This is a genomic window from Paenibacillus sp. JJ1683, assembly GCF_053006485.1.
The window spans coordinates 4020777-4035492 of record NZ_CM129820.1 but is presented as its reverse complement, the minus strand read 5'-3'; the positions used below and the strand labels follow the sequence as shown (position 1 = coordinate 4035492).

The window sequence follows — 14716 nt, the reverse complement described above, 5'->3', positions numbered from 1 at the left end:
ACGTCCAATTTGAATTGGGCGTCTATATGTTATAATATCGGCAAATTCATAAGCTAGTAAGTAAAGGGGGATATCCTTGGAAGCGGTACTAAGACGGAACTGGCCAGAGTGGAACGGAAGATTGCAGAGACGAACCGGGGGCTGGAATAATACGACGTATTTTGTTAAGAGCGGTGGGCGAAGTGGGGTGCTGCGCGTCTACGATACACACAGGGATCGGGACAAAATTGAATTTGAGCATGCGGTTTTGCAGGCGCTGAGCAAGCAATCTCTATCCTTCAGGGTTCCAATGCCAATTCGAACGATTACAGGAGAGACACTTGCACAGGTTGACAAGGATAGTGGCAAATATGTGTGTCTATTCGAATACATAGAAGGTATATCACCCTTGGAGCAGGACCCTAGCTTTGCCCATTCTTTTGGCGAGGCAGCTGGTGAATTGTCTGCCGTGCTTGCAACACTTAATCTTGATATGACCCCAGTCTATCGGCCGTATTATGCTTTGCAGCAATCCTATCCATTATGTAGCCCGGAAGTAATCCAAGGCTTTTGTTTAAACCCGCCGGAGCCTCTCAAGAATTTTCATGAAGAGCTGCGCCTGATAGGAAAAGTATATGAAGAGATTACAGATTCACTTCAAGCATTGGAAGAGTTGCCGCATCAGCTTGTACATGGAGATTTGAACGCTTCTAATTTATTAGTAAAAGATTCTGATCATAGCCAGGTGGCTGCACTGCTTGATTTTGAATTTTGCACGTTAGACGTTCGGGTGATGGAACCGGCGGTCATCTTATCAGGATTTTTGGGGCAACCGGAGGAGACAACGGCTGTTCGTGATTTTTGTCGGGGCTTCAGCCGCCAGATCCGTTTAAGCCAACCCGAGATCGACGCTTTGCCTGTGTTGATGCTGCTTAGAAAGGTAGACGTATTTCTTCATTTTGTGAGTCGCTTTCTGGAAGGAACAGATCAGCCACACGTATTGCAAGAACAGGTCCAACAGATTGCGGCCGACTTGCTCCAACTGTCTACCAGCAGTAGCTGGATTCAGGAGGAGTTGGCCCAAGCTGGAACAATGTATGAATAAACGAGCTACATGCCGTGTTATGTTATAATTTCTGGAATAACAGAAATGAAGTCTATTGAATTAAACTCGGAACAGGAGGAGCAGATGAATAGTTGGTTAACGAACGCGTTACGACCCTATTTTGGGCTGGAGACGCTGGAAGAACATTGGGACGTGGTAGAAATTAAAGAAGGATATTTTGTTTGTATGGATGGAGATGTTATTCGCAAGCGAATTTCTTCTAAAGAGGATGCTTATGGAGAAGCTGATGTAGAGATTTTTACCCGTGATCGGGCATTTGTTCTGCCTAAAACGGCTCGTGGCAAAGAGAAAAAACTGAATTTTACAAGTGTTTCGAGCATCTCAGCAGAAGGTGTGTCCTTTTCAGCAGGCATTCGAAGAGATCGTCCTATTAGTTATGTTACTGCTGTGAATAGCAAAACTGGCGTGAGATTGCCCATCACTGGATGTGAGCATTTACATAGTAAAGAAGAGATCATGGATTGGCTTCAACGTTACCCGTCACTTGTGCCTAACGATTATGATCGAAAGCTGGATCGATTAAAGCATATGAAAAACCAGCGTTATAAAACCATCCCGGGAGACATCTTTCGTGTGGAAATAGACCTTTTTACAGATGGGTATGTATTGGTCGTCGGTGATTTGCGCCAAATGCAAAAGGATCAGTTGTTTGCAAAGGAGAGCATATGGAACAGTGTCATGACGATGCCTTTATTCGTACGTCCGTATTTGTGTACAAGTCGTGACCGTTCAATAACTTTGGAATCCATCACAGCCGCCCCGTTATCGGATACAACCTGGATTGTTATGGATGATTCCTTTATGCGAGGGTCCTACGAGTGGGGAGGGCATAAAGCATTGGTAGAAGAGGATATTGTGTTTCCGATGGGTTACGGCATTAGCACGGATAGCAGTAAAGAAAGAATATATAGGCTGTCCTGGGGAACGGGCACGATTTCCAAACCGGAAGGGGAGACAGTGTTCAAGTCTTCGCGGGAATTTTTAAATAACGGTGTGTATTCAGGTATTATTACGGACTGTTTTGGTCCTTGGGAAGAGCGGGAGTGGCACAAAACGCTGGATAATCCGTTGTATCGGGAGGAGCGTCGAAAAGCACTGGCCGAATTCGGATTCCCGGAAGACATTTCGTACGATGAGTTCAACCGCCAAACGGGAGGCCTGACGCGTTCGGAATATCTCGCATACTTGACAAGAATCTATAGCGGAAAAAGAAAGAAGAAATGACACGGTTATACATCCTTTTAGGAGGGGCCAATGAAATATCTTAAAGATTGTCCGGAACCAGGCATGGGAACCTGGTATTTTGAAATAGACTCAGACGGCGTAGCCTATCGGCAAATTGTGATCCAAGATGACGGTACTTTTATTGCTTCTAATCGTAAGCACGAGCAATATCATTTCTTGTTAGCCGAGAAAGCAATTGATGATACAGAGCCCTATTATACGAAAATTACAAAAAAAGAGTTTGAAGAAATCTGGTCTAGCAATCTTCACACCTTTAACAAGGAATGGCATCAAGTCAAAACCGTACTGCCCGTTGGGACTAAGGTAAAGGGTTATATTGAAGCATTTTTCCCACACGGAACACTTATTCATATTTTCCAGCACAATGCAGTCGGATTGGCAGACACCCATTCATATGCGGAAAAGACCCCATCTGAGTGGATGTATCCGAGGCATGAGATCACGGCGATTGTCCAAGGCTACGACGAGCTGAATCAGTGGGTGATTTTAGAGCAAACGCAGGTTTTCGAAAATCAGTTCAAAGGTTGAAAGATAGATATCGGAATACAGGAAGGAGAATGGATATGCATACGTTAACGGTTGATGAGCTGGTGGATCAGGACAACCATGCATGGGAAGAGGTCAGAAACATTCTGCAAGAAGGGAATAATCCATTTCGCATTGTACCGGCAGAATCGGAATCTGCTAGGGGAGATTCGCTCTACCGTTTGCAAGTGAGCACAAAATCGTACTTGGGAACGGTTGCCTATGAAACAGGAGGGATCATATTTGACCACGGATGGATCACCTTACTGGGTGCAGGTGGGCCTGATATTTACGGTAGTTTGGCTTCGTGGAACGGGCTGCAAGAGCCAGCAAGCGTCCCTGCACTTGGGGGAATGCTGATTGTGGCCTATGATGCAGCAGGTGGCTTCTTTGGATTGGATACAGGGAAGTTTGGACGTAGCGGCCACATCTACTATTTTGCACCGGATGCATTGGAGTGGGAATCCACTGAGCTGGCTTATTCCGGTTTCTTGAGCTGGTTGGCTGAGGGAGATTTGGGCTTGTTCTACCAGACATTCCGTTGGAATGGTTGGCAGTCGGATATGGAGCAACTTCAGCCAGGAGAGGTATTTGCTTATTATCCGCCGCTATGGACTCAGGAAGGTGGCGGAGAGACCAGCCACAAATCACCTATAGCAATAACAGAAGCGTGGCAGGCGGTGACGGATCGGGAATAGCCGCGAGTGGGGAGGGGGACATAAGATCATGAATTATTCCATTCAATCCAAACTGATGCAGCTGAATGAAATACTTTCTCAAAATAACATTGACTATTACTACATTTATGATTATACAAGTCGCCCCAATCTGGTACTAGCAGGGAGCTTTGACTTTAGCTATTATCACAACATAGAGATCACTTTTTACGAGGTCTCATTTCTTTCCTGTCCGGGTGGTGTATTTTCAATTGAGTGCTTTAGACTGGCTACTGACAAGGAATTGGAAATGTTAAAAACCGTCTCTTACGGATTTCATGAGGGGCCTGTGATTTGTATGGAGGATAAAACGTTCGGCACTCGATTTTTTATTGCTGCTGAAAGCTTGGATTACGAGCTCAAGACCGTTTTTTACTATAAACGTGAGGACCTTCAACCTCATGAAAGTGTGGCTGAATGGGTTGAAAAAGATGGAGAAGGTTGAAAAAGGTAGCAACAACAACTTTTAGAGACGTCAAGGCAGGGAGGTTGGTTATTATGTGGAGAATTCATTTTGAGCAACAGTTTGTAAAATGCCCGGAAGCAACTGGTGAACAAATCGGGGATTTTTTGAGCACATGGAACATCAAGCTATCGGAGCAGGAAATTCACGAAATCCAACAAAGACAAGTGAATCCTTTCCCGAAATCGTCTCCATTTTATGATCAATATAAACCGCTAGATCCTGTGGGCTGGCATCTGCCCCAAGAACAATTTCCTGATAGTTACATAGAATTGCTGAAATACTCTAATGGCGGGGAATTTCAAAATGGAGAACGTTATTTTCAATTTTTCAATACCGAGGATTTGAGAGAAATGAACCTCGCCTACGAGCTGCCAGAGTATATGGCCGGAGCCGTGTCGTTTGCGATGGATGGTAGTGGAAATCACTATATGTTTGATATGAGAGAAGAAAAAAGAAACAACGAATATCCCATTCTTTTTGCTCATTCTGGTAGCTTGGGGTATGACGAATGTGAACAGGTTGCCCATTCATTTATAGAGCTGTGTACGGAAAAATGGGCATTATATTGATAGGTACATGATTCTGCCCAATATATAGCCAATAGCGAGAAGTCCATTGAATTGGATTTTCTCGCTATTGTGCCGTATGCTCACGTCCCTATAGCTGAATTTGAGCTAGTTGTTCGAACAACGAATCGACGGTCTCGGAATTCTTGCACCAAGCTATCTTACATATGTGGTGGCCTGATTGCCAGCGTAATCTTCAAGCACGATCTTTAGCGAGCTGGTACGAGAAGTAGGGGTAAAAGTGAGTTCACTTAATTTTGTTCTTCCCCGGACAATGTAAGGAAACTTTTTTGATACATAAGTTACACCAAATAGTTTGGGCACATCGTTTTCGTATACATATAAATAATGCCAGTCCTTCAAGGTGGGTAGAGCAAGCGTATAGGTTGATCCGGTGACTGTCACATTCTCTTTTGCATAAGGCTCTATCATCGTGTCTGCGAGCTGCCCGGTATAGGCTACAGGTTCATGATTGCCGATGGCGATACGTAGGGTGTAGCGATCACCATTTGTGGGCAGATCGGTAAACGTAGCCGTTTCAGCGCCATTGTCCGCCGTAATGGTTTTCTGGAATACGGTGTCCGTATAGTCGGTGATTAAGGTCAATTTAACCGTTCCGTCTGCTTTAGATGGATTTTTCCACGTTACTGTGGCATCCCCGTTTTTTTTCGTCTCCACCTTAATGTGACTGACGGCAGCATTCAGATCGTAGCTTAATCGAGCCGGTTCGCTTTCCGTTCCATCAGCCCCAACTGCGGTAAGCATTAATTCACCAGATTTATGGTTTAGGGATTTAATATAATAGGTTGAGTCATAAATTCCGCCGATATAGGAGCCGTTCTCATACAGATTGTATTGTTTAACTTTGGAGTAATCCTCAAGGTCCCAGGCTACGAGCATTTCGTTCGTATCGGTCAGTGCCTTGGTGATTTTAAATCCTGTCGGCGCGGCTGGTTCCCGGGCAGAACCGTCTGTTATCTTGATTTGGCCGATATTCATCTGATAGTTTTTGATTGTTTTATTCGCCTTATCAAAAGATAAACCGAAAGCTGCAATCGTTTTTCCTTGATAGGGGCTCAAGTCCAAATTGCGGCTAACCCAGCCCGTGGTTTGTTTACCAGAGTTAGGGATACTGACTTTTACGACTTGGCTGGGGTTATCCTTGAACATAAGTCCGATGCTCAGTACTGAGCTGTCATCAGAGGAAGGCTTATTGTACGTGATGGATAAGTTTGAATTCTGATTAATCGACAGATCCGTTTTATACAGTCGTAAAAAGTTATCTGAATTCAGCTCTCCGTTCACGACGAGGGAACTGCCGCCCTGATAAGCACCGATAGGCTGATAGGTAAGCCGAGTGCCTTTGGTATAATTCGGACCATAGTCATAGTCAACCGAGAGCGGTTTACCTTTGGTATCGAGCCACCATTGCCAGGTCACCGGGATATCCTGAATATTGATGTTGGACCATTCCTTCGGATTGGAAACAACTCCATTCACCACGTACTGCAAGCCATGGCCGGTATTGAAGCTGGTGTTAAAATGGGAGCCACGGATGACGGAACGTTCGGCGATATATGCGGCGATACCGTCCCAGTTTGCGCCTGAAGCTTTTACATCAGACAAATCTACACTTGAGTTTCTTTGTGCACGGACGGGATTCTGATTCGGACCGGACCACCAGACACGGTCGCGGATAAAGGTCATCCATTGATACGCATTGTCAGCTCTGCGATTGGTGTCCTGCCCGCCAAGCTCTTCATCCAGCGCATTATGTGTGAAATCTGCTCCCAACGTTGCGATACTGTTCATCGGCTGCCCGTTATCACCAATGTTCAGACGAAGGTCGTATTTTTGCTTCCATCTGCCAAAGTCACCATTCCCGCCCTCAATCCCGGCAAAAACAGTTTTAAGAGGGTTCAGACCCAATTGCTTGGCATGGTCGCGGGAGCTTTTCAGCTTCGCTTTGTCCCACCAATAATTCAGAAAAATAGAATCGGACACCTGTCCATATTGCTTGTCTTTGACAAACGGGCTGTTCACGGCATTAAACTCATTTTGATAAGCAATTTTCCCGGTTTCGTTTACAGTGGAGTCGTACCATTGCACATACATACCCTGATCCCGTAAGTATTTCATAAACTGTTTGTACCGGGGAATGTCCTCTGTAGCTACGCCTTTTGAAGCTTCCTCCTGGTTGATGAAGTAGCCGTCATAGCCATAATATTTCGCCATTTCGACCAATTTTTTGGCTACCGGAAATTCTCCCTGAGCATCCTGTAGGAGCATTTGCTTATACGTTTGCGGTCCACGGTCATTATCCGAGAAAAAGATACAGGCGATGGAGAGAACGCCGTTTTTGTGAGCCGCATTCGTATAACCCGGATTTGGAATGTTCAGAATGCCGAACTCAAACCACTTTTCCGTCCAATCCTTTTGGGGATCGTATAGCTCTTCAGGGACATGGGCGGTAGGCATGCCATGCCAGTAGCCGTAATAGTCGGTATACTGCCAGTAATTGAACAAATATTGGCTGAATTTATTGGTATAGGGATAGCTATCGAAGAAAGCGTTGCCATAATCGCCGCTGAGTGTAAACATTTGCGTGTCAGGGCTTAAAGCAGGCTGAGCCTGTGTGGCTGCAAAGGGGCTGTTTCGTTGTTGCAGTGGGACACGGGCGCGAAGCATATCTCCATAGACATCTTGGGTGGGAGTCCAGTCCAAAATATGTGAGCTGGCGTATCCATGCTGATAGGGCTGATTCGGTCCTTTGGCGCTTTCTCCTTTATACGGGAGGGTATCGCCTGCATACACGGATGGAGAGAGGGTTTGACTGAACAGGACAGAAGTCAAAACCAGAGCAGTCCATTTTAAAGCGAACTTGTGAACCTTGTTACGTTTCATAGCTCATCCCCCTAAAGATAATCAATAAAACGGTTTTTACATAGAGGATAAATTAAAGATATAGCGTTTAAATTAAAGAAAATCGCGTTTTTCATGAATGCGCTTACTTATCTCCTGCGAAGGACATGGTATACTTTATTTACGCATCACGATTCTGGAGGGCTTATACCATGAAAAGGGGTACTAGATACACTGCTTATTTTAAAAACAACATGTTCCTGAGGATACTCGTGTTGTTCTCCTGTATTGCGATTTTGTCCATCATTACAATTGCATATGTCACGTATGTTTCCATTTCGCAATCCATTGTTCGGCGGGAACTGGATACCCAGAAAGCAGCTATGGAAAGTGTTGACCGTTATATCCATCTCCGGCATGAATCCGTCCAGAACATGGTGCGAGATATGTACCGGAATGAGGTTCTCTCAATGAATGTTTCCTTTTTTATGGACCACGCGTATTCCGAATATGTACAGCACCGCATGGACGAAATGTACATGGAGAGTCATGATTACTCAACAGATGTACTCACCTATTTTAAAAATTGGTTGGATGAAAATAGCGACATCAGCAATTTGATTTTGTACAGTGCCGACCAGCAATATCTGTCTACTTTCAATGAGAACAAGCAATTCAAGCAATTCCCGGTGCATGCGGCGCGTTCCTTTGTACCGGATGTGATGGCTGCAGAAAGCAAAAGCGTCTCTACTCCGAATTACTGGATTCGGAAGGCGGTCGATCAGTGGAGCCCCTCGTTATATTCGTTACAAGTCCCCATTAACAATAAGCAAACACTCAAAAATACCGGTCAGCTTCTAGTATTTCTAAATTCCAAAAGTATCTCCAATGCACTTGCCAGCTACGGGAACAACCTGAAGGGAGAAATTATCGTTCTGTCCAGCAATGGAACCGTTCTGTTCGATTCAAGGAATAACTATTACGGAAAAACGTACCCTTATGTCGAAGTGACCCGATCATTATATGACGATGTGGATTTCGGTGCCGGGATCATTCAGACGAAGAAAAATATGTATATTAACAAGCTGATTTCTCCGGACGAAGGATATGTCGTGATTGGGGCAGTCCCCCATGAGGAAATGGCTCAATCGTACCGGGGCATTCGTAATACGATTTTGACCATCAGTGTCATCTGTATTCTGTTTGTTGTGCTGTTCCCTGCATTCTTCGTCATTAACTTTGCTAAACGAACGAATCAGATTATTAAATTCACTCGTCAAGTAAAAAATGGTGACCTCACAGCTCGCATTCAGGACCTCCGAGAGGACGAGTTGGGACAAATCTCTCGAAGCTTCAACGATATGCTGGACGAACTTAATCTATATATTGAACGGGTGTATAAAGCAGAGATCAAACAAAAGCAAACGGAACTGGTTGCCTTGCAGGCACGTATTCATCCACATTTTTTGTATAACACGCTTGAAGTGATACGTATGAGGGCCATTTCCCAGGGAGCCAAGGATGTAGGAGAAATGATCTATAACTTATCGGTGTTGTTCAAAAGCCTGGTTCAGCAGAAAAAAATATACACGCTTAAAGATGAACTGGAGGCTTGCAGATTATATCTTGAGTTGTTCAGAATACGCTACAAGGAAAGGTTCAATTACACGATTACGGTCGACCCCGAGTTGTATACCCGCTCTGTCATGAAGCTGATGCTTCAACCCATCATTGAGAATTATATTGTTCATGGTATCCAAAGCGACCGGAATGATAATGTGCTGACCATTGATGTGCGGGAAACGGGGGAAGTTCTGCTGGTTGAGATCCGTGACAATGGGAAGGGCATTAAAGAGGAGCGTTTGAAAGAGATTTTGGAGGAACTGGAACGCCAGGAGGAAAACGGACAAATGTTTGGACTACGCAGTGTGCACACCCGACTTCGGTTTCTACACGGAGCCGATTACGGGATTGAACTGGAAAGCCGCAGCGGTGAGGGAACGACGATTCGGGTACGTTGCCCCAACAGGGAAGGGATGGATGCCATATATGTATAAAGTATTTATTGTAGACGATGAGCCTTTTATCATTGAGGGATTATACGATATTGTGAATTGGACCTCTTTTGGGCTAGAAGTTGTCGGACATGCGGAAAATGGCTCTTTGGCGCTGGAAGCGCTGGCGTCCAGGCCCGTGGACATACTTATTACGGACATTTCCATGCCAACGATGAATGGTCTCAGGCTGATTCGTGAGGCGAGAAAGCTGCATGCTGACTTGAAGGTGATTATTTTGAGCGGATTTAATGAATTTGATTACTTGAAGGAAGGCATGAAGCTGGGCATCGAAAATTATCTTTTGAAGCCGATTAATGTGGAAGAACTGGAATCCACTTTATGCAATACAAAGGAGAAGCTGGACAGGTTCCGGATGGATCAACGACATGAGACGTTCGGGGTGCAGGTGCTTAAGGAAAATACGTTGTACCGTTGGTTGACAGGGCAGATTGCGCCTACAGAATTTCAGGAACGTGCTGAATTGATAGGTTTTTCGTTAAATATCCCCTTTATGGCGGTAGCCGTGTTACGGACGGAGGGGGATTCGGTAGGAATGCATCAACAGTTAAGGCAGTACATTCAGCATCAGCCCAATTTAACATTGTTTCGCGATGTTGATGCGGATAGTGTAATCATTGCCGCACTGCCGAATTATGATGAGGGCAGACAGGACTTGATTATGCAGTTGGAGGATTTTTCTGTTCAGTGGTCAACGGACGGGGAAGAAACAGTTTATATCGGGATAGGCAGCGCCGGCTCGCTTCTTGCTGCTCCACGCAGCTATAATGAAGCTAAAAGGTCACTGGAATATTTTGTGCTATATGATGACCGCCGGATCATTGACTATACGTTGCTAGAGGAGGGCGGGGGAAATGCTGGCGAGACTTGTTCCATCGAATGGAAGGATTATGCGAAGCTGATTATAGCAAGAGACCTAGATGCGCTTACCGCACGGATTCAGAGTGATTTTGAGCAAATCCAGCATCTTGAAAGGGTTACCCCGGATGAATTGCGGAATATGGCGCTGGAACTGGTGATCCGGTTCAAGATGGAGCTAGAAAGCATCAAGCATTCCAATGAGTCGGAACGGTTTCAGCAGGGGCTTTACCAGATAAAATGTTGTACGACATGGGCAGAGCTGGTGAGCGCGCTTCAGCATGTGGCGACAGAGACGGTCAATTCACTACTGCAAGATATGAAAAACCCTATTGTAAGTCAGGTGCTGTCCTATATCCATGTTCATTATGCCAAGGAGCTATCATTAAAAATATTAGGATACCAGTACCACCTTCATCCCGTTTATCTCGGTCAGTTATTTCATAAGGAAACGGGCGAAACCTTTGCTGAATATATCAATCAATACCGGATTGAAAAAGCCAAGGAGCAGCTTAAAAGCACAAATCTCAAGGTAAACGAAATTGCGCGGAACGTAGGGTATTGGGAGACGGGATATTTTTATAAGCAGTTCAGAAAATATGTGGGCATTTCCCCGACAGACTATAAAGGATTGGGATAAATACCAGGTGTACATGGATTTCTTTAATTTGTACCTTGGTTTATTAAGTTTATCTTCTTTATGAAAGTGCTTACATTAGTTAAGGTTAACGTAGTTGCTTCATCAATGAGGATTTCGCAAAAATCCTGAAACAGAAATGAATGAAACGACAGGGTCAGATTCCATTTCATAAGGGAGGATCATACATGGGTAAAAGCAAAAGAAGCTACTCGTTTGTTCTAGTGATGTGTATGGTTTTAACGTTCATTCTCAGTGCATGTGGAGGAAGCAGCGGTGGCGGGGAAACGACGAATGAGGGAGCGGAAAAGCCGGTAGAGCTGATCTGGTATACCATTGGTACACCTCAAAAAGATGTAGATCGGGTGATGGAAGAGGTTAGCAAGTACACCCAAAAGAAAATCAACGCCACGATCAAAATGAAAATGGTCGATTGGGGCGACTACCCGCAAAAAATGCAGGTGAATGTGGCTTCGGGAGAGCCAATGGATATTGTATTTACGGCTTCCGGTGGTTTTGATTATGTACAAAATGCCAGAAAGGGCGCATTCATGGAGCTGGACGACTTGCTTGACAAGTACGGTCAGGATATTAAAAAGACGATTGATCCTGCGTTTCTGAAAGGCTCCAAGGTGGATGGTCATCATTATGGCATTCCTGCCAACAAGGAGCTTCCACAGCAAGAGGTATGGCGGTTCAATAAAAAATTGCTAACCCAATACAAGCTGGACCTTTCCAATGTCCGCTCGCTGGATAGCCTGGAGCCTCTACTCAAAACGATTAAAGAAAACGAGCCCGGCGTAACGGCATTCGGTATGGACAAAAACTATGTTCCCTATGTTCCATATGACTATATCATTCAAAACCTGCCGATGGCTGTCAAACTGGATACTACGGACTATAAAATCGTAAACATCTTGGAAACACCTGAAATGAAGCAGGCGCTGACGACGATGCATAAGTATTACAAGGCCGGATATGTATCACCGGAAGCTGCAACTACAGGCTCGACTAATGATTTAACTACGTCCGGAAACTGGTTTCTGGATCGTGCGCAAACTCAACCACTAGCCGATAATCTATGGTCTGCCAGCTACGGCTATCCGGTGATATCGACACCTGCCAGTGATCCAATTGTGACCAATACGTCTGTACAGGGCTCCATTATGGCGATCTCTGCTAACTCGGCAAACCCTGAAAAGGCGATGCAGTTCCTGAACCTGCTGAATACAGATCCAGTATTACGTAATATGGTTGACTCTGGTATTGAAGGAGTGCATTACAAAAAAACAGATGGCCAATATATCGAAAATCTGGCTGATTCCAAAAACTATGATATGCCTTCGTATTCACTCGGTAACAATATGCTGCTGTATCTGAATCCGAATGATCCCGCTGACAAATGGGAGCAATTCAAGAAGTTCAACTCGGAAGGAAAAAACTCTCCCATCCTGAGCTTCAACTTTGACAGCAGTAAAGTATCCACGGAGATGGCAGCGGTGCAGAACGTCAAAGAGCAATTTTGGGCTTCGCTGATGACAGGCACGCTGGACCCGGAAACGAATCTCCCGAAAGTAATTGAGAAATTCAAGCAGGCTGGGCTGGATAAGGTGATTGCGGAAGCGCAATCCCAGCTTGATGCCTGGAAGGCACAAAACAGCAAATAATCCTTTAGGTTGTGAAATATAAGCGAGATCGGGCGGGTGTAAGTTACGCCCGGTCTTTTTCCAATAGCTATTTTAGCTGCTTTTCTCATTACAGATTGGGAGGGGATACCTATGGCCGCATTTTTCAGAAATGTGATTCGAAACAAAGTTATGCTGTTCATGGTGCTGCCTGGCGCTATCTGGTTCTTTTTCTTTTCATATCTGCCGTTGGTTGGTACTGTGGCTGCCTTCAAGCAATATCGTTTTAACAGGGAAGGATTCTGGGCCAGTATTTATACGAGCAAATGGGTGGGCTGGGATAACTTCAAGTTTCTGTTCAATAACAATGATGCCTATGTCATCACGCGAAATACCCTTTTGTATAACCTGGTCTTTATTATTCTTGGACTTGTGTTTTCAGTCGCTATGGCTATTCTGCTCTCCGAGCTGATTAATAAACGGTTGGCGAAGCTGTACCAGACAGGCATGTTTCTCCCATATTTTCTATCGTGGGTCATCGTGGGCTACTTTGCCTTCAGCTTTCTGAGCATGGATCGGGGGATGCTGAATCAAATTATCGCAGGGTTTGGCATCGAGCCCATTCAGTGGTATTCAGAGGCCGCTTATTGGCCTTATATCTTGATTCTAGTCAGTCTATGGAAGGCGATCGGCTATAACAGTGTCGTATATCTGGCTTCGATTTTGGGTATCGACAAATCCTTGTATGAAGCAGCCATGATAGATGGAGCCAGCAAGTGGCAGCAAATTCGTAATGTGACGCTCCCTTTGCTATCGCCGATCATTATCATTATGACGCTGCTTGCAGTCGGAAGGATTTTTTATGCGGATTTTGGTTTGTTCTATCAGGTGCCGAGAGATTCGGGTACCTTGTATTCGGTAACGAACGTCATCGACACCTATGTATATCGTGGTTTGAAAACGACAGGCGAAATCGGGATGAGCACGGCGGCAGGCTTGTATCAGTCGGTGGTTGGCTTCGTTCTCGTCATCCTATCCAATTATGTTGTGCGAAAAATAGATAAAGACAGCGCTTTGTTCTAAAAAAGAGGAGAGGGGTGTGGACTATGGCTTCTGGAAAAAAAAGAAAAAAACGAGATTTCCATCATATTTCACGGGGCTGGAATGTTGTTCTGAATGGGATAGCAGGGATGTTCGCGTTCCTATGTGTGTTTCCGTTTTTGGTTGTCGTCATTATTTCCCTAACCGATGAGAAAACGCTGGCGCGGGACGGATATCGTTTGCTCCCGGCTCAATGGAGTCTGGAAGCCTACCGCTTCATATTTCGTACCAGTGATACGCTACTGCGCTCCTATGGGGTGACGATTGCTGTAACGGTCATCGGTACGGTGATCAGTCTCATTCTGATTTCGTTATATGCGTACGCCATTTCACGAAAGAGCTTCCGTTACCGGAGATTCTTTTCCATTTTTGCGATTTTAACCATGCTCTTTAATGGCGGAATGATCCCGACCTATATGGTCGTTTCCCAATTGCTCGGGCTTAAGGATACGATTTGGGCTTTGATTTTGCCGCTTGCCATGAATGCCTTTTATATTATGATCCTGCGCACATTTTATAGCACCAGTGTGCCTGATGCCATTGTCGAATCAGCCAAAATAGATGGGGCAGGCGAGTTTTACACCTTTTTAAAAATCGTGCTTCCACTCTCTCTGCCTGGACTTGCCACCATTGGCTTATTCAGCACGCTTGGTTACTGGAATGACTGGTTTAATGCCCTGTTGTATATTGACAATCCCAATCTGGTGCCGCTTCAGTCTATGTTGATGCGGATTGAATCCAGTATTCAGTTCATCCAGCAAAATTCGCAGAACAGCTCTATAAGTCTGGCTGCACTTCAATCCATTCCGCAGGATACCTCGCGGATGGCGATGGTGGTGCTGGCGACGCTGCCTATTATATTCGCTTATCCTTTTTTCCAGCGTTACTTTGTGCAGGGACTTACGGTTGGGGCTGTGAAGGAATAACAGGGAAGG

12 protein-coding genes are annotated in these 14716 nt (G+C 45.0%); 11 read left to right on the top strand and 1 reads right to left on the bottom strand.

Going from position 1 to position 14716, the window contains the following annotated elements:
• Window positions 1–76 precede the first annotated feature (76 nt).
• The 6 genes from ACUC6J_RS17265 (at window position 77) to ACUC6J_RS17240 (ending at window position 4626) form a co-directional block, all read left to right on the top strand.
• The gene (locus tag ACUC6J_RS17265) at window positions 77–1084 is read left to right on the top strand and encodes a phosphotransferase (protein WP_165081941.1); all 1008 of its coding nucleotides are present in this window, start codon (window positions 77–79) and stop codon (window positions 1082–1084) included.
• 84 nt (window positions 1085–1168) lie between these two features.
• Window positions 1169–2329: an immunity 26/phosphotriesterase HocA family protein gene (locus ACUC6J_RS17260; protein ID WP_447249181.1), complete on the top strand. Its 1161-nt coding sequence runs from the start codon at window positions 1169–1171 to the stop codon at window positions 2327–2329.
• Between the two features lie 30 nt (window positions 2330–2359).
• Window positions 2360–2878: a hypothetical protein gene (locus ACUC6J_RS17255; RefSeq protein ID WP_340865196.1), complete on the top strand. Its 519-nt coding sequence runs from the start codon at window positions 2360–2362 to the stop codon at window positions 2876–2878.
• A gap of 35 nt (window positions 2879–2913) precedes the next feature.
• Window positions 2914–3573 carry a DUF2625 domain-containing protein gene (locus ACUC6J_RS17250; protein ID WP_447249180.1) on the top strand — a complete coding sequence of 220 codons (660 nt, stop codon included), beginning with the start codon at window positions 2914–2916 and terminating at the stop codon, window positions 3571–3573.
• Between the two features lie 28 nt (window positions 3574–3601).
• Window positions 3602–4036 carry a hypothetical protein gene (locus ACUC6J_RS17245; RefSeq protein WP_447249179.1) on the top strand — a complete coding sequence of 145 codons (435 nt, stop codon included), beginning with the start codon at window positions 3602–3604 and terminating at the stop codon, window positions 4034–4036.
• Between the two features lie 53 nt (window positions 4037–4089).
• Window positions 4090–4626 carry an SMI1/KNR4 family protein gene (locus ACUC6J_RS17240; protein WP_123797475.1) on the top strand — a complete coding sequence of 179 codons (537 nt, stop codon included), beginning with the start codon at window positions 4090–4092 and terminating at the stop codon, window positions 4624–4626.
• 153 nt (window positions 4627–4779) lie between these two features.
• On the opposite strand, the gene ACUC6J_RS17235 is transcribed toward ACUC6J_RS17240, so the two are convergent.
• Entirely contained in the window at window positions 4780–7527 is a 2748-nt protein-coding gene (locus tag ACUC6J_RS17235) for an endo-beta-N-acetylglucosaminidase (protein ID WP_447249178.1), read from the bottom strand.
• 170 nt (window positions 7528–7697) lie between these two features.
• On the opposite strand from ACUC6J_RS17235, the gene ACUC6J_RS17230 reads away from it, so the two are divergent.
• The 5 genes from ACUC6J_RS17230 (at window position 7698) to ACUC6J_RS17210 (ending at window position 14707) form a co-directional block, all read left to right on the top strand.
• Complete coding sequence (locus ACUC6J_RS17230; RefSeq protein ID WP_447249177.1) at window positions 7698–9542, top strand: sensor histidine kinase; 1845 nt, start codon at window positions 7698–7700, stop codon at window positions 9540–9542.
• Complete coding sequence (locus tag ACUC6J_RS17225; protein ID WP_447249176.1) at window positions 9535–11058, top strand: response regulator; 1524 nt, start codon at window positions 9535–9537, stop codon at window positions 11056–11058. The genes ACUC6J_RS17230 and ACUC6J_RS17225 overlap by 8 nt, the downstream gene beginning before the upstream one ends.
• Before the next feature lie 185 nt (window positions 11059–11243).
• On the top strand, window positions 11244–12722 hold the full coding sequence (locus ACUC6J_RS17220) for an ABC transporter substrate-binding protein (RefSeq protein ID WP_447249175.1): 1479 nt from the start codon (window positions 11244–11246) through the stop codon (window positions 12720–12722).
• Window positions 12723–12833: 111 nt separating this feature from the next.
• On the top strand, window positions 12834–13763 hold the full coding sequence (locus tag ACUC6J_RS17215; RefSeq protein WP_404302241.1) for an ABC transporter permease: 930 nt from the start codon (window positions 12834–12836) through the stop codon (window positions 13761–13763).
• 23 nt (window positions 13764–13786) lie between these two features.
• Complete coding sequence (locus tag ACUC6J_RS17210; protein ID WP_447249174.1) at window positions 13787–14707, top strand: carbohydrate ABC transporter permease; 921 nt, start codon at window positions 13787–13789, stop codon at window positions 14705–14707.
• Window positions 14708–14716 lie beyond the last annotated feature (9 nt).